General features: G+C 74.8%; 19 protein-coding genes and 1 pseudogene. 8 read left to right on the top strand and 12 right to left on the bottom strand.

The window, feature by feature from the left end:
* Positions 1-43: 43 nt before the first annotated feature.
* The 9 genes from RM780_RS20050 to RM780_RS20010 form a co-directional block, all read right to left on the bottom strand.
* Positions 44-1,477, bottom strand: coding sequence for a glycoside hydrolase family 172 protein (locus RM780_RS20050; protein WP_311632192.1), 1,434 nt, complete (start codon positions 1,475-1,477; stop codon positions 44-46).
* A 4-nt stretch (positions 1,478-1,481) separates the two neighbouring features.
* A complete protein-coding gene (locus RM780_RS20045) occupies positions 1,482-2,390 on the bottom strand; it encodes a carbohydrate ABC transporter permease (RefSeq protein WP_311632191.1) in 909 nt (302 codons plus the stop codon).
* Positions 2,374-3,297 (bottom strand): carbohydrate ABC transporter permease, encoded by a 924-nt coding sequence (locus RM780_RS20040; protein ID WP_311632190.1) that lies wholly within the window; start codon positions 3,295-3,297, stop codon positions 2,374-2,376. The genes RM780_RS20045 and RM780_RS20040 overlap by 17 nt, the downstream gene beginning before the upstream one ends.
* The gene (locus RM780_RS20035) at positions 3,294-4,703 is read right to left on the bottom strand and encodes an ABC transporter substrate-binding protein (RefSeq protein WP_311632189.1); all 1,410 of its coding nucleotides are present in this window, start codon (positions 4,701-4,703) and stop codon (positions 3,294-3,296) included. Before RM780_RS20035 ends, RM780_RS20040 begins: the two co-directional genes overlap by 4 nt.
* Complete coding sequence (locus RM780_RS20030) at positions 4,700-6,280, bottom strand: glycoside hydrolase family 32 protein (RefSeq protein WP_311632188.1); 1,581 nt, start codon at positions 6,278-6,280, stop codon at positions 4,700-4,702. The genes RM780_RS20035 and RM780_RS20030 overlap by 4 nt, the downstream gene beginning before the upstream one ends.
* 47 nt (positions 6,281-6,327) lie before the next feature.
* Complete coding sequence (locus RM780_RS20025) at positions 6,328-7,722, bottom strand: glycoside hydrolase family 172 protein (protein ID WP_311632187.1); 1,395 nt, start codon at positions 7,720-7,722, stop codon at positions 6,328-6,330.
* A 104-nt stretch (positions 7,723-7,826) separates the two neighbouring features.
* Positions 7,827-8,840, bottom strand: a complete 1,014-nt coding sequence (locus RM780_RS20020) for a LacI family DNA-binding transcriptional regulator (RefSeq protein WP_311632186.1) — start codon at positions 8,838-8,840, stop codon at positions 7,827-7,829.
* Between the two features lie 176 nt (positions 8,841-9,016).
* Entirely contained in the window at positions 9,017-10,264 is a 1,248-nt protein-coding gene (locus RM780_RS20015; protein WP_311632185.1) for a PP2C family protein-serine/threonine phosphatase, read from the bottom strand.
* Positions 10,261-12,051 carry a sensor histidine kinase gene (locus RM780_RS20010; protein WP_311632184.1) on the bottom strand — a complete coding sequence of 597 codons (1,791 nt, stop codon included), beginning with the start codon at positions 12,049-12,051 and terminating at the stop codon, positions 10,261-10,263. Before RM780_RS20010 ends, RM780_RS20015 begins: the two co-directional genes overlap by 4 nt.
* A 168-nt stretch (positions 12,052-12,219) precedes the next feature.
* Here RM780_RS20010 and RM780_RS20005 point away from each other — a divergent pair, with 168 nt between their 5' ends.
* The 3 genes from RM780_RS20005 to RM780_RS19995 all read left to right on the top strand — a co-directional run bounded on the left by RM780_RS20005 (position 12,220) and on the right by RM780_RS19995 (position 13,945).
* On the top strand, positions 12,220-12,621 hold the full coding sequence (locus RM780_RS20005) for a hypothetical protein (RefSeq protein ID WP_311632183.1): 402 nt from the start codon (positions 12,220-12,222) through the stop codon (positions 12,619-12,621).
* Entirely contained in the window at positions 12,618-13,052 is a 435-nt protein-coding gene (locus RM780_RS20000; RefSeq protein WP_394813029.1) for a response regulator, read from the top strand. Before RM780_RS20005 ends, RM780_RS20000 begins: the two co-directional genes overlap by 4 nt.
* 248 nt (positions 13,053-13,300) lie before the next feature.
* Positions 13,301-13,945: a hypothetical protein gene (locus tag RM780_RS19995; RefSeq protein ID WP_311632181.1), complete on the top strand. Its 645-nt coding sequence runs from the start codon at positions 13,301-13,303 to the stop codon at positions 13,943-13,945.
* Positions 13,946-14,361: 416 nt separating this feature from the next.
* Here the strand turns inward: RM780_RS19995 and RM780_RS19990 are convergent, their stop codons facing one another.
* Entirely contained in the window at positions 14,362-14,940 is a 579-nt protein-coding gene (locus RM780_RS19990; RefSeq protein ID WP_311632180.1) for a DUF4188 domain-containing protein, read from the bottom strand.
* A gap of 91 nt (positions 14,941-15,031) precedes the next feature.
* Between RM780_RS19990 and RM780_RS19985 the strand changes: the two genes are divergently transcribed.
* A complete protein-coding gene (locus tag RM780_RS19985; protein ID WP_311632215.1) occupies positions 15,032-15,673 on the top strand; it encodes a MerR family transcriptional regulator in 642 nt (213 codons plus the stop codon).
* Here RM780_RS19985 and RM780_RS19980 read toward each other — a convergent pair.
* Together RM780_RS19980 and RM780_RS19975 are read right to left on the bottom strand one after the other, a co-directional pair.
* Positions 15,661-16,461 (bottom strand): SGNH/GDSL hydrolase family protein, encoded by an 801-nt coding sequence (locus RM780_RS19980; protein WP_311632179.1) that lies wholly within the window; start codon positions 16,459-16,461, stop codon positions 15,661-15,663. The two genes, RM780_RS19985 and RM780_RS19980, sit on opposite strands and share 13 nt — an antisense overlap.
* Before the next feature lie 135 nt (positions 16,462-16,596).
* Positions 16,597-17,448: a helix-turn-helix transcriptional regulator gene (locus RM780_RS19975; RefSeq protein ID WP_311632178.1), complete on the bottom strand. Its 852-nt coding sequence runs from the start codon at positions 17,446-17,448 to the stop codon at positions 16,597-16,599.
* Between the two features lie 88 nt (positions 17,449-17,536).
* On the opposite strand from RM780_RS19975, the gene RM780_RS19970 reads away from it, so the two are divergent.
* The 4 genes and pseudogenes from RM780_RS19970 (at position 17,537) to RM780_RS27880 (ending at position 19,654) form a co-directional block, all read left to right on the top strand.
* Entirely contained in the window at positions 17,537-18,349 is an 813-nt protein-coding gene (locus tag RM780_RS19970; RefSeq protein ID WP_311632177.1) for an SDR family NAD(P)-dependent oxidoreductase, read from the top strand.
* 122 nt (positions 18,350-18,471) lie between these two features.
* Positions 18,472-18,693: pseudogene (locus tag RM780_RS19965) on the top strand (maleylpyruvate isomerase N-terminal domain-containing protein); the annotation flags it as partial.
* 309 nt (positions 18,694-19,002) lie between these two features.
* The gene (locus RM780_RS27885) at positions 19,003-19,143 is read left to right on the top strand and encodes a hypothetical protein (protein WP_394813027.1); all 141 of its coding nucleotides are present in this window, start codon (positions 19,003-19,005) and stop codon (positions 19,141-19,143) included.
* A 16-nt stretch (positions 19,144-19,159) separates the two neighbouring features.
* Complete coding sequence (locus RM780_RS27880; RefSeq protein WP_394813026.1) at positions 19,160-19,654, top strand: FAD-dependent monooxygenase; 495 nt, start codon at positions 19,160-19,162, stop codon at positions 19,652-19,654.
* Positions 19,655-19,714 lie beyond the last annotated feature (60 nt).

The raw sequence follows: 19,714 nt of genomic DNA, 5'->3' as shown, positions 1-19,714 counted from the left end.
ACCGTGGACCGCCCCGCCGGAACGCCCCCGGCCCGGCGGTCCGCTACCTCCCGCCCACGCTCCGCAGGAACTTGCGGCGCACCTCGGCCGCCAGCTCCGCGTTGCGCGCCGCCCGCTCCCGCGACTCGGCCGCGCGCCGCCGGAACCACTCCTCGCGCTGGGCGGTGAACCCGGCCATCCGCGCGTCGCGCCGCTCGTACATCTCCCGCCGCAGCGGGTCGAGCGCGGACCGGTCCACCACGGGCAGGTCCGCCATCGAGGGGCCCTCGGCCCGGCGCGGCAGGCGGCGTTCCACCGGGGGCAACGCGAGACGCGGGCCGGGCAGGGTCTGGTACCAGTAGGCGGTGGTGGACCAGTCGTCGGCCAGGTGGTTGGCGTGGCCGTGCTCCATGGTGACCTTGATCCGCTCGTTGAAGCGGACTGGGTCGGCCAGGTGGAAGCGGTAGTGCACCTGGAGTCCTGGCACGTCCTCCTCGTGCACGATGGTGCCCTGGAAGGGGTAGTTGATCTTCTGCATGCCCCAGCCGTGGCTGAAGTAGTCCTCGCCGCCGGTGCCGTGGAGGGACGGCGGCCAGGTCGTGGAGCCGTCCTCGGCGAAGTCCTCGTCGATCCAGATCATGTCGTCGCCCTCGCCCCACCAGGTGGCGGTGAAGTGGTTGACGGTGTGGACGCAGCCGATGTAGTTGCCCGCGCCCTCGGTCTCCAGGATCACGTAGTTGTCGCGCCCGTCGAGGTTGGGGACCTGCGTCTCCAGGCTGTTGACCTGGAGGTCGGGGCCCCAGCCGGGGCAGGGGTCGCTGCGCCGCCACTGGGCGTGGAAGTAGAGGGTGTCCTGGGGCAGTTCCTCGGCGAACAGCTCGTAGTCGATGTAGAAGTACTGCATGTAGGGGTGCTCGCCCTGGTTCTCGACCTCCACGCGGGCGCGGCGGTTGAACGGCATGGGCAGGAAGCAGTTGAACGCGGCCGGCCCGCCGTAGCGGCGTTCGGAGTCCTCCTTGACGGAGACGGTGAAGGGCAGCGACTGGAAGGAGGCGGGCAGGGAGTTGCCCACCCCGAAGAAGTCGCCCAGCGGGGCCTCGACGGCCGGGTGCTCCTGGTCGTCCCAGTACATGCGCAGGACGACCGTGCGGTAGTAGTCGGGGTCGTTGACCTCCCAGTTGTAGCCCAGGGCGTTGTTGAACTCGACCATCGCGGTGCCGGCCTGACGGGCGTCGAACAGGCCGGGGCCCAGGACGATCCGGCAGCCCTGGACGAACCACAGGTGGGTCAGAGCGCCGGGTCCCTCCAGGTCGGCCAGGACGGCCGTCTCGCCGGGCATGACGACGAACGCGTCCTCGTTGCGGCCGGTGTGGTCCCAGCTGGCGACCCGGGCGGAGCGGGCGCGGCGGCGGCGCGCGGCCCGGCCGAGCAGGTCGCCGTCCAGGGAGAACGACGCGGGCGGGGGCGGGGTGTGCATGGTGCGGGGGTGCCTTTCCACGTGCTCAGCCCTTGAGGCCGGATGCCTTGACGGAGGTGATGATGTGGCGCTGGAGGATCAGGAAGAGGAGGAGGGTGGGGACGGCGGCGACGAGGGACGCGGCCATGATGAGGCTCCAGTCGCCGCCGTACTGGTTCTGGAACTGCGACATGCCGACCTGCACCACCCACAGGTCGGAGTCCTTGGCGACGGTCAGCGGCCACAGGAAGCTGTTCCAGGTGGACAGGAAGGTGGTGACGGCCAGGGCGGCGAGCATCGGCTTGCTCAGCGGCAGCACCACGACGAGGAAGCGCCGCAGGTAGCCGCAGCCGTCGAGGTCGGCGGCCTCCTCCAGCTCGCGCGGGAACTGGAGGTAGAACTGCCGCATCAGGAAGATGGGGAAGGCGGTGAAGGCGACGGGCAGGATGAGCCCGGCGTAGCTGTTCACCAGGTTGGTCCGCGCGGCGACCATGAACAGCGGCACCAGGATGACCGGCATCGCGACCATCAGCGTGGAGAAGATGACGGCGAACAGGGCCTCCCGGCCCCGGAAGCGCAGCCGGGCCAGGGCGTAGGCGGCCATGGAGCCGAAGAAGACCAGCAGGACGGTGACGGCCACCGAGGTGAGCAGGGAGTTCCACAGGTAGCGGCCGTAGGGGATGGCGTCGAAGACCTCGGTGAGGTTGCTCAGGGTCGGGTCGCTGGGCAGGAGCGACGTGCCGCCGGTGTCCTCGGAGGACTTCAGGGCGCCGGAGAGCATCCACAGCAGCGGGAAGAGCTGCACGGCGGCCAGGGCCGAGGCGGCCAGCAGGCGCAGGGCGCGCCCGGCCGCCGGGCGGCGGCCGGCGGGGCGGAAGGGCCGGGCGGCGCGCCGGGGCGCGGGGCGTGCGGCGCGGCCGGGCGAGGGGACGGCGAAGTCAGTCGGCGTGGTCAAAGCGGCCTCCTCGGGTGATGCGGAAGGCGACGGCCGTCATGGCGAGCAGCGCGAAGGCGTAGAGCGTCGCCATGGCCGAGGCGTAGCCGACGTTGTTGAACGTGAACGCCTGCTGGTAGATGTAGAAGACGCCCATGCTGGTGGAGTTGGCCGGGCCGCCCTGGGTCATGACGTAGATGAGGTCGAAGGCCTGGAGCCCGGCGAGCCCGGCGATGGAGGCCAGGACCAGGACGAAGAAGCTGGTGGGGCGCAGCATCGGCAGGACGACGTTCCACAGGGTGCGCCAGGGCCCGGAGCCGTCGATGCGGGCGGCCTCCACGACCTCGGCGGGGATGTCCTGGAGCCCGCCGAGCAGGATGATCATGTAGAAGCCGACGAAGAACCAGATGCTGATGAACGCCACCCACCACAGCGCCCAGTCGGGGTCGCCGAGGAAGGAGGGCGGGTTGTCCCAGCCCAGGGACTCCAGGGCCTGGGTGAGGAAGCCGGTGGAGTCGGCCAGGATGTACTTCCACACCAGGCCGACGACGACGAGGCTGACGGCGTAGGGGGCGAAGAAGGCGGTGCGGAAGAACGCCCGCCCGGGCAGGTCGCCGTTGACCAGCAGGGCCATGGCCAGCGCGAGCAGGTAGACGCCGGGCACGAACACGGCCACGTACAGCGCGGTGGTGCGCACGCTGGTCCAGAACATCGGGTCGGACAGGGCGCGGCGGTAGTTCTCCAGGCCGCTGAAGCCGGCGTTGCCGAAGCCGTCGGCGTCCGTGAAGCCGTAGAAGACGGCCAGGGCCATCGGCAGCAGCACGAACAGGCCGATGCCCAGGGTGGCGGGGGTGACGAACAGCAGGCCGGCGCGCTCCTCGCGGCGGGCCCGCGCGCCGCGGCGGACGGGCGGGTGGGTGGCGGTCATCTCAGGGCTCCCATCGGTGCGCCGTCGTAGCCGGTGAGCGCGGCGGCGATCTGGTCCTGGGCGCGCGCGGCGGCCCGCTCGGGGTCGGTGCCGGCGAGCATCACGGCCTGGAGGGCGTCCATGACCGCGCGGACCACCTCGGGCGGGAAGCGGGGCTCGCCCACGCCGAGGGGGGTGGTGGGGCTGCCGGGGTCGTCGGCCGGCAGGCCCAGGACGTCGAAGGCCGCGAAGCTCATGACGCGGTCCTCGCTCAGCCGCCCTCGTTCCACGGCCGCCTCCATCACCGAACGGCGGGCGGGAAGCGTCTTCTTGGCGTCGAAGGCCCACTGGACCATCCGCTCGCGGCTCTCGGGCCCGGCCACGGCCCACACGGCGAACTCGGCGGCCTCCCGGGCGCGGGGGCTGTCCTTGTTGACGCAGATCGCCCAGCCGCCCATGCAGGTCAGGCGGTTCCCGCCGCGCTCGGCGGCGGGCAGGGGGAACATGCCGTACGCGAAGTCCGGGGCGCCCTGGTCGAGGAACGCGCTGCCGGGCACCGTCATCTGCTGCATCGCGCCGTACCCGGAGGCGAGGTTGGCGACCAGGTCGCCGCCCCCGCCGCCCTGCGTGGTGCGCGGGGCCAGGTCGTGCCGGACCAGGTCGTGCCACAGCCGCAGGGCGCGGATGGACGCCTCGGAGCCGATGGTGGAGCGGGTGCCGCTGACCACGTCGCCGCCGGCCTGCCACAGGAAGGGATACCAGCAGAACGCCTGGTAGACGGTCGGGTTGGTCTCCAGGACCAGGCCGTACCGCCGCCCGGCGCGCAGGCGTTCGGCCACGGACAGCAGCTCGTCCCAGGTGGCCGGGAGGTCGGCCTCGGAGAGCCCGGCCCGCTCGAAGGCGTCGACGCCGTAGAACATGACCTGCGGCTCGTTCTCCATGGGCAGGCCGTAGATCCGGCCGTCCACGGCGCGGCTGGCGAGGGCGGAGCCGTAGAAGTCCCCGGCGTGGGAGCCCAGGGCGTCGGTGAGGTCGTACAGGACCCCGCCGTTGTAGTACCGCAGGAAGTCGCCGGGGCTGATGATGAACAGGTCGGGGGCCTGGCCGGCGGAGAACGCCGCCTGGATCTGGGTGCCCTCGACGTACTGCGAGACGGGGATGTAGGTCAGGCCGACCTCGCTGCCGCCCTGCTCGCTCCAGCCGCGGGCCAGATCCGCGAACCAGGTGTTCTGCAGGTCCACGGCGTAGCCGCCGCCGGACTGGGGGGCGTACCACTGCCAGAAGTCGAGGCCGTCGCCCCGGCCGGGGGCGCAGGCGGAGAGGGCGGGGGCGAGGGCGGCGGCGCCGGCGGTCAGGACGCCGGCCTTGAGGACGGAGCGGCGGGCGGGGGCGCGCCGCGGGGGCGGGGAGGGGTGCGGTTGTCTCATGGCTGTTCTCCCGCGGCCGGCGCCCGTCCCGGGGCGGCGGCCGAGTGCGGTTCCCCCGCCCGGCCGGTTGCCGGGCGGGGCCGATGGGTGTCCGCGCGGGGCGCGGGGATCTCCGGGGAGGGGCGCAGGTCCGCCACGGGCGGCGGGTCCAGGTCCCAGGCGTCGACGGCCCAGGCCGCCCCGCCGGTGGCGTGCGCGGACCAGGCCGCGCCGCCGACGGGGTAGCAGCGCAGGGTCAGGGCCCGGCCGTCCTCGGTGAAGATCTCGGCCACGGAGTGGTCGAGCAGGATGCGCAGGCGGGCCGTCGCTCCGTCGCCGTCCCCGGCGGGGAGGCGCCAGGCGCCGCCCTTGGCGCGGGGGTCGAGCGAGGCGCGGTCCCGGTCGGCGACGACCTCGCCGCTGTCCGGGTCCCGGCGCAGCTCCAGGTACTCGCGGCCGTCCGCCGAACCGGCCAGCCGCATACCGGCGTCGCCGCTCAGGGTGACCTCCAGGTCGGCGGCCGGGGCGATCCGGCCCAGCGCGGCGGGGCCCTGCCCGGCGGCGGAGATCCGGCGCGGGCCGCGCAGGGCCGTCAGCTCGCGGGCGGGCCGCTGGCGCACCCGGCCGTCCGCGCCGAGGCTCAGCTCGCGGGGCAGGCTGAGCATCCCGGCCCAGCCGGCCTCGTCGGTCCAGGCGCTGGGGGCGCCGACGCGCTCCTCGTCCCTGGCCTCCCAGATCCACGCCCACAGCAGGGTCCGGCCGTCCGGCGCGGGCAGCAGGGCGGGGGCGTAGAAGTCGGGGCCGTGGTCCAGGCGCTGGGGCTCGCCGGCGGCGAAGGCGCCGCCCTCCTCGCGCCCCGGCCAGGCCACGGCGCAGCGCGCGCCCTCCTCGGGGTCCCAGGCGGAGATCACCAGGGTGCCGCGCCCGTCGCCGGCCGGGGCGTACTGGGCGCACTCCCAGCCCTCCTCGGTGTCCCCGCCGCCGGGCAGGCTCTGCGGGGCGCGGGCGAGGAAGACGCCGCGGTACTCCCAGTGCTCCAGGTCCTCGGGCCCGGCGGAGGCGTAGTGCACGGCGGCGCCGCGCCCGTCGGCCAGGCCGGCGCCGACGAGCATCCGCCAGCGGTCCTCCTCCCGCCACACGTAGGGGTCGCGGAAGAGGGTCAGGCCCTCGGGCGGCTCGGGGATCAGCAGCCCGGGGCGCTTGGTGAACGTCCGCCCTCCGTCCTCGGAGGTGGCGGCGGCCACCGGCTGGTACCAGCGGTCGGGCCGCTTGGCCGAGTAGAACGCGGTCAGCCGTCCGCCGTGGGAGACGGCGTTGCCCGACCACACGCCCTCGGCGTCCTCGCCGCCGGGGGTGGGGGCCAGGGCCGGGGGCAGCAGCTCCCAGCGCAGCAGGTCGCGGCTGCGGAAGTGGCCCCAGTGCATGGCGTCGTGGCGGGCGCTGTGCGGGTTGTACTGGAAGTAGACGTGGTAGTGGCCGTCGTGGAAGGCCAGCCCGTTGGGGTCGTTGACCCAGTGGCGGGGCGGGCGCAGGTGGACGGCGGGGAAGTGCGGGTCGCGGTGTTGATCACGGTGCGGGCCGCTGGAGTGCTTCGACACGTCGTCGTGCGTTTCTGTGAGGTGCTGACTCGGGGGCGCGGGGCGGGTCAGGCCCCGGCGGAGGGGCCGGAACGGCCGGTGCGGGCGTCGTAGCGGCGGCGCACGTCGGCGGAGTGGCGGACGTTGCCCTCGGACTCGGCCAGGGAGCGCTCGCCGCGCCGCCGGGTGCGTTCGGCCAGCCGCTCCTGGTACCGCCGCCACCGCTCGGCGTGCAGGGCGCGCATCTCGGCGATCTCCTCGGCGACCGCGCCGCGCCGGGGCGCGGGCTCGGGCCGGGGCGGGGTGGCGGGTCGCACGGGGAGGCGGTCGGCCACGGGCGGCAGGACGGCCTTGGGCGAGGGCAGCGTCTGGTACCAGTAGGCGGTGGAGGCCCAGTCGTCGGCGAGGTGGTTGCCGTGGCCGTGCTCGACGCTGACGCGGATGCGCCGCTCGAAGCGGACCGGGTCGACCACGTGCTGGCGGTAGTTGACGGCGTAGCCGGGGACGTCGCCCTCGTGCACGATCGCGCCGTGGTAGAGGTAGGCGTTGCGCTGCATGCCCCAGGCGTGGTTGAAGTAGTCCTCGGTGCCGGTTCCGTGCAGGGACGGCGGCCAGAGCGTGGTGCCGTCCTCCAGGAAGTCGTCGTCGATCCAGATCATGTCGTTGCCCTCGCCCCACCAGCTCCCCTGCCGGTGGTGGACGGAGAGGTTGCAGCCCACGTAGTGGCCGCGGCCCTCGACGTCGAGGATGACGTAGTTGTCCTCGCCGGTGAGGTCGGCGATGTTGACCTCGGGGCTGTTGGTCTGGAGGTCGGGGGCCCAGCCGCCGCAGGGGTTGCTGCGGTGCCAGCGGGCGTGGAAGTAGAGGGTGTCCTCGGGCAGGTCCTCGGGGTAGAGCTCGTAGTCGATGTAGAAGTACTGCTGGAGCGGCAGGTCGTTCTCGTTGACGATCTCGATCCGCGCGCGGCGGTCGAACGGCATCGGCGCCCAGCAGTTGAGGGCCGCGCTGCCGCCGAAGATCAGGGACTCCTCGGGCTTGGCGGAGACGGTGAACAGCGCGGACTGGTAGCTGGCCGGCATGGAGTGCCCGACGCCGAAGAAGTCCCCCAGCGGGACGAGGACGGCCGGCTCCTCCTCGTCGTCCCAGGTGATGCGTACAAGGACCTTGCGGTAGTAGTCGGGGTCGGGCTCCTCCCAGTTGACGCCCAGGGCGTTGTGGATCTCCATCACCGGCGCGACGGTGTCGGCCTCCAGGGGGTCGATCAGCCCGGGGCCGAAGGCCCGTCGGCAGAACTGGGTCATCCAGATGTGGGTGATGCGGCCCGGCCCCTCGATGTCGGCCAGGACGCGGGAGGAGTGCGCCGGCGTGGTCCAGTAGTCCTGGTTCCGGCCGCGCTGGTCCCAGCTGGAGACCCGGGCGGTGCGGGCCGCCCGCGGCGAGGTGAGGTGGTCGAGGGAGGACATAGGATGAGCCCTTCGGTGATTGCTGTCACTGATCCCGGGCGACGGGGGACTGGACCTCCCCCGTCGCCCTCTGCGCGTCGCCGCCCGGAGCGGCGTTCGGGTCGCTACGGCTCGCAGCCGCAGGAGGTGCGGTAGACGATGGTCGGGGTGAGGCGGATCTCCTCGCCCCCGGGCGGGTCGGGGGCCTCCCCCTCGATCCGCCGCCACAGCAGCCGCATCGCGGCGGCGCCGAGGTCGACGGCCGGCTGCCGCACGGCGGTCAGCCGCGGCTCGAACAGGTCGGCGTGCGGGAACTCGTCGAAGACGGCCACCTTCAGGTCGCCCGGGATGGACAGGCCCAGCTCGCGGGCCGCCTCCAGGACGCCGGTCGCGGTCTCCGTGCTCGCGCACACCACGGCCGGGGGGCGGCCGGGCCCGGCGAGCAGGCCGAGGGTGGCCCGCCGGGTGTCCTCGGCCAGGCCGGGGCCGGTGAGCACGAGGTCCGGGTCGGGCTCGATGCCGTGGGCGCACAGCGCCTGCTCGTAGCCCTCGCGGCGCTCGGCGATCGTGGAGACCCGGGCGTCGCCCGCGGCCAGGGCGACGCGGCGGTGGCCGTGACCGATCAGGTGGGAGACCAGCTCGCGCATCAGCGCGGCGTTCTCCACCCCGACCTGGTCGCCTCCGGCGCCGCTGCCGATCCGGTCCAGCAGGACCACGGGCGTTCCGTCGCGGCGGATGGCGTCGATCTCCTCGCCGGTGGAGCCGGCCACGGGGGCGACGATGAGGCCGTCCACGCGGCGGGCGGTCAGGGCCCGCAGCACCCGCGTCTCCTGCACGGCGCTCTCCCCCGAGTTGGCCAGCAGGAGGATGCAGCCGGCCCGCGCCGCCTCGCGCTCCACGCCGCGGACCATCTCGGCGAACGCCGGCTGGCCGGAGTCGGAGACGACCAGGCCCACGGAGTCGGTGCGGGAGCGGCGCAGCGAGCGGGCGAGGGTGTCCTGCCGGTAGCCGGTCTCCTCGATGGCCCGCAGCACCCGCTGCCGGGTCTTCTCCGCGACCCGCCGGGTGCCGTTGACCACGTGCGAGACGGTGGAGATGGACACCCCGGCCCGGTCGGCCACGTCGACTATCGTCGCCACCCGCCCGACACCTCCTCGTGCGCTCCGGACGTTGCGAAACGTTTTCGCGAAACGATTGCGCGAACGTTTGCGTCATTCTTGGGGCGCGTCCCCGGGCTGTCAAGGGAAACGACAGCGGCGGCGCGAGCCGGGCAAACCGGGCGCTCGACGGGTCCCGCCGGGACAGGGGGGCGGGCTCAGCCCGCGGGGGCGGGCCGCTGCTCGGGGACGGTGCCCTCCGCGGGCGTTCCCCACAGGAGCTGGAGGATGGCGAGGTCGTCGGTGTGCCGCCCGCCGTCCAGCGCGCGCACGGACTCCAGGAGCCGGTCGAGGCGCACGTCCGGGTCGGGGTCGGTGATGCGGCCCATCAGCTCCACCAGGCGCGTGGCGCCCAGGCGCTCGTCCCCCTCCCCCGCGTGGCCCTCGATCAGGCCGTCGGTGTAGAGGGTGAGGGCCCCGCTGGGGGGCAGCGTCAGGGTCGTGGGGTACCAGTGGCCCAGGCCCGGGGCGATGCCCAGGGCGATCCCGTGGGCGGCGTCGGCCTCGGTGGTCTTGCCGTCGGCGGTGATCAGCGGCCCGTGGTGGCCCGCCAGGACGACCGTGGCCGTGCCGCCCTCGAGGTCCAGGCTGAGCAGCGAGCAGGTGGCGAAGAGGTCGGAGCCGGTGCGCTCGGCGACCAGGATCTGCTCCAGCAGGGTCAGCAGCCGGCCGCCGACGTGGCCGGCCAGGGTGAGGGCGCGCCAGGTGATGCGCAGGCAGACCCCGAGCGCGGCCTGGTCGGGGCCGTGGCCGCTGACGTCCCCGATGACGGCGTGCACGATGCCGTCCTCGGTCTGCACGACGTCCAGGAAGTCGCCGCTGAGCAGGGCGCGTTCGCGGCCGGGTACGTAGCGGGTGAGGACCCGGGCGGCGGGGGTGTGCAGCAGGGGGCGCGGGAGGAGGCCGCGTTCGAGGCGGGCGTTCTCCTCGGCCAGGACGCGGTTGGCGCGCAGCTCGGCGGCGGCGCGCTCGGCTTGCTTGCGGTGCACGGCGTAGCGCAGGGCGCGCTGCAGAAGCTCGGGGCCGACCTTGCCCTTGACCAGGTAGTCCTGGGCTCCGGCGGCGACGGCGGCCACGCCGGAGTCGGACTCGGCCAGGCCGGTCAGCACCAGGACGGCCGCCTCCGGGGCCGCCTCCAGCACGGCCGTCACCCCGGCTATGCCGGAGACGTCGGGCAGGCGCAGGTCCAGCAGCACGCAGTCGGCCCGCTCGGTCCGCAGCTCGCTCAGCGCGTCGGCGAGGGACTGGCGCCAGCGCAGCGTGTAGTCCATGCCGGTGTCGATCAGCATCTCCTCCACGAGCAGGGCGTCGCCCGCGTCGTCCTCGACCAGCAGCACCCGCAGCGCGGGCGCCCCGCCCGGCAGGACGCCCGCCGCGGATCTCTCCTCCGGCACCACGCCGCTCATGCCCGCCCGCCCTTTGCGCCGTGACCACTACTCCGCGCGCTGTCCGCGCCGCCGTCCGTCTCGCGGGGCCCGGGGCACGCCGAGCCGGCGCCGCCCGCGCCCCGCGGCGGGTCGGCCGCCCGCGGCTCGGCCGCGGGTGCCTCGGCCCCTTCGTTCCCGCCGTTCCGGTCGTCCGCCTCATCCGCGGAGCGGGCCGTGCCGCCCTCGGCCGCACCCGCGCCGGCCGGGTCGTCGAGCGGCGCCTCGCCCTCGCCCCCGGCCTCGTCGGGTTCCGCCGGCAGCGTGAAGACGATGCGCGTGCCGGGGTGGTGCGCCGGGTCGATGCCGATCGTGCCGCCGCGGGATTCGACGATCTTCTTGCACATGGCCAGGCCGATGCCGTTGCCGGGATAGAGGTCCTTGGTGTGCAGGCGCTGGAAGATGACGAAGACCCTCTCGGCGTACTCCGCGTCGATGCCGATGCCGTTGTCGGCGACGGCGAAGTGCCAGGTGTCGGCGTCCCGTCGGGCGGACACGTGGATGCGCGGAGGCCGGTCGGGCACGCGGAACTTGATGGCGTTGGAGATGAGGTTCTGCATCAGCATGCCCATCTGCGTCGCGTCCCCGCGCACCGGCGGCAGCGGGTCGGAGGTGACCTCGGCGCCCGACTCCTCGACGGTGACGCTGAGCGCGTCCAGGGTGCGCGTGAGGGTCTCCTGGAGGTCGACCACGGTCTCCTGGCCGTTGAGGCGGCCGACGCGCGAGTACTGCAGCAGGTCGTTGATCAGCGTCTGCATGCGGTTGGCCCCGTCCACCGCGAAGGCGATGTACTGGTCGGCGCGGTCGTCGAGCTGCCCGCCGTAGCGCCGCTGGAGGAGCTGGCAGAAGCTGGCGACCTTGCGCAGCGGCTCCTGGAGGTCGTGCGAGGCGACGTAGGCGAACTGCTCCAGCTCCTCGTTGGAGCGCCGCAGCTCCTCGGCCTGCTCGTCCAGCCGTCCTCGGGCCTCCTGGGTGAACGCCAGCTCGTCCGCGAGGCGGCGGCGCATCTGCTCGACGTCCTCGGCCAGTTGGCGCAGGTCGGCCGGTCCCGTGCCCTCGATGGGGTGGCCGAAGGCGCCGTCGGCCACCGTGCGGGCGTCGTCGCGCAGCCGCTCCAGCGGGAGGGTGATGCCGCGCCGCAGACCGGTGAACGCCAGCAGGATCAGCGCCACGACCAGGGCCGCGGCGACCGCGAAGACGCCCGTGCGCACCCGCTCGGCAGCGTCCAGCTCCTCGCGGGCCTCGGTGCGGGTCTCCTCGATGTGCGCCTGCTGGCCGGCGGTGGCCTCCCGCACCGCGTCGAACTCCGCGCGCCCCTCCGCGCGCCCGTCCTCGGCGAGCGCGTCCGGGTCGGCGGAGGCGACCGGCTCGGCCACGCGCTCGCGCCAGGTCTCGGCCTCGGCGAGCACCCGCCGCAGGTCCTCCTCGGCCTGGCCGTCCCCGGCGATCAGCTCCGCCAGGCGGGCGGATTCGGCGCGCTCCTGGGCGAGCCCCTGGGTGTAGGGGGCCAGGGAGCCGGGGTCGCCGGAGAGGGCGTAGCCGCGGATGCCGGTCTCCTGGTCGATCAGCGCCCGCTCCAGGCGGATCGCGGAGATCAGCGCCGGGGAGCCGACGGCGACGAGGTCGTTCGTGGCGTCGTCCGTGCGCGCCTGGGCCCAGCCGCCGAGGGCGACGAGCAGGGCCAGGGCCGCCAGCCACGCGCAGGCCCCGGCGGAGAGCCAGCGTCTGGTGGTCAACTGCCGCTTCCGCGCGGCTGTTACGGCCGTCATGACGCCTCCTGGATCCACGCACCCGCGCGCGCGGCGCCCGTTGACGAGGGCACCACGTGCACGGCCGGCGCACGCCGCCGCCACCCCTCGTGTGTGCGGGCCACACCATACAGGTCCGGCGACAACGCCAGTTGTCAGGCGGGGGCGCCACCCCCTAGGGTGACGGGCATGCCCGGGACTCACTTCGCCCTCCGGATCGACGAACGGCAGATCGCGGCGCTGGCGGACGCGGCGGTCGACGCCCTGGCGCGCCGGCTGGCGGACCACGCCTTCGCGCCGCTGCACGACGACGCGCCGGAGGGCGCGTCCCCCGGGAGCGCGTTCGGCGGTGAGACGGCTCACGAGTCCTCGTCGACCGACGCGCTGGCCTACCTCCACGCGCTGGTCTACCTCCAGAGCGCGGTGCAGCGCCGGGCCGACGAGGCGGCCCGGCACGCGGCGCGGGCCGGCGCGGGCTACCCCGACCTGGGCAAGGTCTGCAACATCACCCGTCAGGGTGCCAGGCGCCGCTGGCCCGGCCTCGTCCCCCCGGCGCCGTCCCGCCCCCCGAGCGACCGGAGCTCCTCCTGATGATGACCCCCACGCGTCCCTACGACATCCTCCTGGTCGAGGACGACCCGGCGGACGCCATGCTCATCGAGGAAGCCCTGCGGCAGCGCGGCGGCGAGCGTTCCCTGGTGCAGGTCGAGGACGGCGTGGCCGCCCTCGACTACCTGCGGGACCCGCTCAAGCCGCGCCCCGATCTGATCGTGCTCGACCTCAACATGCCGCGGATGAACGGCCGGGAGCTGCTGGCCGTCCTCAAGCAGGAGGACGAGCTGAAGGTCATCCCGGTGGTGGTCCTCACCACCTCCTCCGCTCCCGACGACGTCGAGGCCGCCTACCGGCGCCACGCGAACGCGTACGTCACCAAGCCGGTCAACCTGGACGACTTCACCCGCGCCGTCCACGACATCGACGCCTTCTACCTCGACACGGCGGTCACGGTCCCCCGCGACTGACCGGCCGCCCGCCGCGCCCGCGCGGAGAGTCCACAACGGCGCTCCGCGTCATCTCCTCCGAGACAAGGCGTACGAGCAACCTGCGCGCGTCCTGTGTCATTTGGCGCCGGGCCGGTGCGTCGCGCGCCCCTCGCTTGCCACGCTGCCACCGGCATCGTCATCGAGACGAGGAGTGGCAATGGGACACGACGGCACAGTCGGCAGACGCACTGTCCCTGGGGGTGGGTGTCGCGGCGGCCTGGCCGGGGATGAGCACCCTGGCGGCCCCTGCCGCCCGGGCGGCGCCCGGGCCCGCCGTTTCCGGCTACCGGGTGATCAGCACCCAGCTCGACGATCCGCGGGGATCCCCGTACGAGACGGAGATCCTGGACACGAACCGCCGGGGCGTGGCGCTGGTGAGCCTCGCCCGTGACCTCGACGCCTCGGACCTGCGCTACGGCCTGTGGCGCCCCGGCGAGCCCCTCCGCCCGCTCGACTCCAAGGGCGAGCTGGGGTGGTACGACGAGGTGCGGGACCTCAGCGACCGCAACCAGGTCCTGGGCACCCTGCGCACCGGGGCGGGCTCCGCCGCGGCGATCTGGAAGCGCGGGGTGCGGCGGATTCTCGGCATCCCCCATGAGCGCGTCACCGGCCACTACCTCAACAACCAGGGCGACGTGGCGTTCAGCACGGCGGTCAGGTCCGGGACCAGGAGCGGTCGCGCGTGGGCCTGTTCCGCTCGGGCCGGGCCACGTTGCTGCCGGTGCCGGGGAACGACACCGGCTGGCGGGGGGGCACGGTCCCCCTCGGGTTCAACAACCGCGGACAGGTTCTCTTCACAACGCAGGGGGCGAACGGGGAGACCGGACGAGACATCTGCCTCTGCTCCGCACCGTGCTCCCGGCGCGAAGTGACCGCGAGCGCACAGGGGCGTCCGCGTTCAACGACCGAGGAGTGGTACTGCTGCACAGCACGTCGGGCGCGTGGCTGTGGCGGGACGGCGAGCTGACCGAGTTGGGCACCACGGCCGAGGGCCCGTTCCTGCCGGCCGGGGGCCGTCAGGCACTCAACAACCGGGGCCAGGTCGTCGGCAGGACCCACCCCGGCGGGGGCCCGGCGGGGGCCCGGCGCAGCCGCAGATGCCCGCCGTGTGGTCCTCGGGGAGGGTGCGCATCCTCCCGACGCCGGAGAACGCGTCCCCGGATGCCCTCGCCATCAGCGAGCGCGGGGACGTCACGGGAACCTTCTACGGCCCGTACGGCTTCTGGAAGCGGGCCCGGCGACAGGGGCGCGCCGCCCCCACGGCGGCGCGCCCCCGTTCTTGTGCGCGTCAGCCCTGGGGTGCGTTCGCGGGCTCCTGGCGGGGGACGTCGTGGGGCGGGAGGTCGTGGGCCTTGGGGGGCTGCCGGGCGGCGGTGCGGGCGCCGTGGGCGAGGCGGTCGGCGCCGGTGCGACCGCGGCGGTCGATGGGGAGGGGCTCGGTGGCGGCGGCGAGGCCGAAGGGCGGCATGTCGAAGTAGATCGACTCGTAGGAGCCGGGCGCCGCGATGTACGTCTCGTGCCACAGGCCGACGTGCCCGCGGGTTTTCCCCGCGCGTTCGAGGCGGTTGAGGCGGCCCCACATGCTGTGGTGGAAGAGCTCGGGGTCGCGCGCGTAGGCGTACAGCTTCTCCTTGGACTCCCAGTACTGGACCACGTAGTACGTCCGCGGCGAGGCGGTCAGCAGCACGCGCCCCAGCAGGCCGCGGCCGGGGTGCCTGTCCAGCTCGCGCAGCATCCGCATCATCGCGCGCATGACCGGCAGCCACTGGTGCACGGCCCAGAAGTGGTTGATGCGCGCCCCGATGAGCAGCACGACCACGTCCCCCTCTGCGCCCGCGGTCGTGCGCCCGCGTATCGGCTTGGGCATGGGTTCCTCCCTCGTCAGTCCAGTCGGATAATGGCGTTATCCAAGTTTCGGTGATGAGATGGTGGCACTCATCGGGAAGGGACACAAGAGCGTGCGGCTGGCGGAGTTGAGCGAACGCAGCGGGGTCTCCGCCGCGTCCATCAAGCACTATCTGCGCGAGGGCCTGCTGCCCCCGGGCCGCCGCGTGGGCACCACGACCTCCGACTACGACGAGGGCCACGTCCGCCGGCTGCGGCTGATCCGGGCGTTGATCCAGGTCGGCAAGGTGCCGGTGGCCACCGTCCGCGAGGTGCTGCGGCACATGGACGACGACTCACTGGGCCGCACGATCCGCCTGGGGGCCGGACTGTGGGCGCTGGCGCAGGAGCCCGAGCCGGACCCGGAGGACGAGGCCGTGGCGGTGGCCCGGCGGGAGGTGGACAAGCTGCTGGAGGCCGAGGGCTGGTCGGCGGCGCGGCAGCTACGCCCGCTCTCGCCCTCCTACCGCTCCCTGATCGCCGCGGTGGCCACGCTGGTGCGGCTCGAATTCCCGTGGGACGCCGACCACTTGGCGCACTACGCGCGGCTGATGCGCCAGGTCGCCTCCCGGGACCTGGACTTTCTGGAGACGGTGCCCTCGGAGTCGGCGAAGGCGGAGACGGTGGTGGCCGCGGCGCTGCTGTTCGAGCCGGTGCTCAAGGCGCTGCACCGGCTGGCGCAGGAGGAGGAGTCCGCCCGGCGCTACGGCCTCTGAGGTTCCCGGGATCCGGCCGCAAGGGCGTCCAGCACGAGGCCGGCGACGGCCCGCATGCCGGCCGCGTTGGGGTGGTAGGGCGCGGGCGAGCCGGGGCCGAGGCGGAAGCGGGTGGTCCACGGCTCGTCCGACCAGGCGTGATGGGCGCGCCCGGCCGCCGAGGCGGCCACGTAGCCGCAGCCGCCGCGTTCGGCCGCCGCCCGCGTCTCGTCCACCAGGCGCCGCGCGGTCTCCCGGCCCCAGCGCGCCAGCCCGGGCGAGAGCGGCCCGGCCCCGGCCTCCTCCTCGGGCGGCAGCAGCGGCAGGTAGTCCACCAGGAGCACCGTCGCGGCGGGGGCGCGGCGGGCCACGGCCGCCAGCAGGCGGTCGAAGGTCTCCGCGAGGGTGGCGAACCGCTCATCGGCCCCCTCGCCCAGCTCCTCCACGCGCCGCCGCACCGGGGGCAGGGCGCGCAACGGCCCGGGCAGGCTCGCCAGCGTCAGCCGGGGCACGTAGCCGACGTCGTTCCCGCCGCAGGTGACGGTGACCAGGCGGGTCCGAGGCGTGATCGCGGCGAGCTGGGCCGGGCCGCCGCGGCGCGGGCCGTTCAGGACCTCCTCGGCCGTGGCCCCGGAGAAGCTGACGTCCGTGAGGTCCAGACCCAGCGAACGCGCCACCAGGCTCGCGTAGTTGGCGGCGGAACGCCCGGCCCGGCGCGGACTGCCCGCGCGCCGGGGCCGGATGCCGGGCCCGGCGGCGAACGAGCTGCCCAGCGCCACGTACCGCTCCCCGGCCTCGAACCCGCCCATCGCACGCCCCTTCCGTCCGCCGCGCCGCCCGGCGAGGACCCCGCCCGGCGCGGACCGCCCGAGCCGGTGAGCGAGCCTATGCAACGCCCGGGGCCGGGCGGCAGACCGCCCCGGCGGCCCGCCGCGCCGCGCGGCTCAGTGCGGCGCCTCCATGCGCTGGGTCCCGATGACCGCGAGCAGCCGCAGCGCCTCGTCCGAGGGCGAGCCCGGGGTGGCCGTGTAGATCACCACCTGCTGGTCGCGGTCGGCGATGTGAAGGCCGTCGCAGTTGACGGTGACCGGCCCGACCACCGGGTGCCGGAAGGTCTTGCGCAGCGTGGGCTCCGCGACCACGTCGTGGGAGGCCCACAGGCGCCTGAACTCCTCGCTCCCGGCGAGGAGTTCGTCCACCAGCCCGGTCACGCCCGGATCGTCGGGGTAGCGGGCCGAGGCCGCGCGCAGGCGCTGCGCCGCCACGCGGGCGAACTCCTCGGCGTCCGAGACCCCGTAGAGCCGCCGCCCGCTGGCGTGCGGGCCGAGGAAGGCCCGGCGCACGAGGTTGCGGTCGCGGGGCGGCAGGGCGGAGAAGTCCTCCATCAGCGCCGCCGCGAGGTCGTTCCAGGCCAGCACCTCCAGGGTCGCGGAGGTGACGATCGCGGCGGCCTGCGGCAGCCTGCCGAGGAGGTCGAGGATGCTCTGCCGCACCTCGCGCGGGGGCCCGGGGGGCGGGCCGGGCGGGGCTCCGGCGAGGTGGTGGAGGTGGTCGCGCTCGGCGTCCGACAGGCGCAGGGCCCGCGCCACCCCGGCCAGCACCTCGCGCGAGGGGCGCGGCGCGCGGGCCTGCTCCAGCCGCGCGTAGTACTCGGTGGAGATGAAGGCGAGCTGCGCCACCTCCTCGCGGCGCAGGCCCGGGGTGCGGCGGCGCGGCCCGGCCGGCAGCCCCACGTCGCCGGGGGCGATCCGCTCGCGCCTGCTGCGGAGGAAGTCCGCGAGTTCTCGTCTGTCCACTACCCCAGTGTGACCGGGGAACGGGCACCCCAGCCAGGTACCGCCAGTGCCTGGCTGGCTCCCGCCGCCAGGGCGCAGGCTCGATGCCATGGACAACGCACCCACCCCGAACGCGTCCGTTCCCGCGACCCCGACCCCGGCCCCGGGCCTGCTGGCCGGCAAGGTCGCCTTCATCAGCGGCGCCGGCCGCGGCATCGGCGCCGCCGCGGCCCGGCTCTTCGCCCGCGAGGGCGCCCGCGTGCTCCTGGCCGCCCGCACCGAGTCCCAGCTGAAGGCCGTGACCGAGGAGATCCGGGCGGCGGGGGGCACCGCCGCCTACGCGGTGTGCGACCTGGCCGACCCGGCCGCCGTGCGCGCCGCCGTGGACCGCGCCGTGGAGCTGTACGGCCGCCTGGACGTGGCGTTCAACAACGGCGCCACGGTGCAGCGGCCCGGCCCGATGGACGAGCTGCCGGAGGCCGAGTTCGACCACCTCTACGCGGTGAACCTCAAGGGCGTCTGGGTGTCGATGGCCGCCGAGGTGGCCGCGATCCGGGCCACGGCCGGGTCGGGCTCCATCGTCAACAACTCCTCCGTCGGCAGCCTGGGCGGCAACGCAGAACTGCCCGCCTACGGCGCGATGAAGCGGGCGGTCAACAGCCTCACCGAGTCGGCCGCCCTCACGTACGGCCCGGAGGGCATCCGGGTCAACGCCATCGCCCCGGGCCTGACGCTGACCGAGATGGTCAGCGCCTGGGAGGAGCAGTCGCCCGGCGTCATCGACAGCCTCGCGGAGCGCGCCCCGCTGCGCCGCCCGGCCGCCCCAGAGGAGATCGCGGAGGCCGCCGCCTGGCTCGCCAGCGACCGGGCCTCCTACGTGACCGGCACGGTCCTGCGGGTGGACGGCGGCCTCCTGGCCTGACCCGGAAGCGGGACGGGGGCCCCGCCGGGACCCGGTCCCCCCGCGGCCGGTCCGGACCGGCCGCGGGGCCCCGCCCCGGATACCCGGTGGCGACCGCCGCCCCGTCTCGGCAGGCTGCGCCCATGACGCCGCAGCCCACCGACGTCCCGGGCCGCCACTCCTGGCTCGGCCACTCCTGGCTCGGCGACCCGATCGACGCTCGCCCCCTCTTCGCCCCCGAGCACGCCGCGCTGATGGCCACGCTGCGCGGCCTGTCGCCCGCCGACTGGCGCAGGGAGGCCGTTCCCGGCTGGACCGTGCGCGACCTCGCCGCCCACCTCCTCGGCGACTGCTACGGCCGGCTCTGGGCCGCCGGCTGACGCGGACGACCGGCGAGGCCGTGGCCGAACGCCTGGGCGGGCCCGTCGTCGTCGCGCACCGCGCCACGCTGGTCGGCCTGCTGGCCGGGGCCCTGCAGGAGGGCGCGGTGCGCCTGGGAACGCCCGTGACGGCCGTCGAGCCGGGACGGCGCCCCGGCGCGGGCGAGCACGCCCGAGGGCGAGCTGACCGCCGACCTGCTGGTCGCCGCCGACGGCGTCGGCTCGGCCGTTCGCCCCCTCCTCTTTCCCGGGCACCCCGGCCCCCGCTACGCCGGGGTCACCAGCTGGCGCTTCGTGACCGCCCCGCCGTCCGAGCCCTACCGGCCGCACGAGACCTGGGGCCGGGGCGCGCTGTGGGGCACGGTGCCGCTGGCCGACGGCCGGGTCTACTGCTACGCCACGGCGGTCGCGCCGCCGGGCGGGAAGGCCCCGTGACGGGGAACACGCCGAGGTGCGCCGCTTCGGCTCCTGGCACCACCCGGTGCCCGCGCTCCTGGCGGGCACGTCGCCCGGCGCGGTGCTGCGGCACGACATCCGGGCGCTGGCCACGCCCCTGCCCGTCTTCCATCAGGGGCGCGTGGCGCTGCTGGGGGACGCGGCGCACGCGATGACGCCGAACCTCGGCCAGGGCGGCTGCCAGGCCATCGAGGACGCGGTCGTGCTGGCCCACCTCACGGCCCCGGGCGCGGACGTTCCCGCCGCGCTGGCGGCGTACTCCGGCATGCGCGTCCCGCGCGCCACCGCCATCGCGCGCCGCTCCTGGCAGCTCGGGCGCCTCTCCGCCTGGACCTCGCGCCCGGCCGTGGCCCTGCGCACCGGCCTCTTCTCCCTCGCCGGCCTGCTGGGGAGCGCATCGCGGGCTGGCAGGCCCCGGACCTGCCGCGAGCGGCGGGCTGAGGGGCGCCGGGGTCTCGACGGAAGGCACATGGGCGTTCGCCAACGGTAACGATCGTGGTCACGCTGTGTGCCGGAGCCTTCGGCGGGGGGTGGTGGGGGGTGGGGTGGG

Origin of the sequence: Streptomyces boetiae, assembly GCF_031845405.1 — a bacterium.
In the GTDB taxonomy this organism is placed as follows: Bacteria; Actinomycetota; Actinomycetes; order Streptomycetales; family Streptomycetaceae; genus Streptomyces; species Streptomyces boetiae.
The sequence above is the reverse complement of the archived record's forward strand: the minus strand, read 5'-3'. Positions and strand labels throughout refer to the sequence as shown.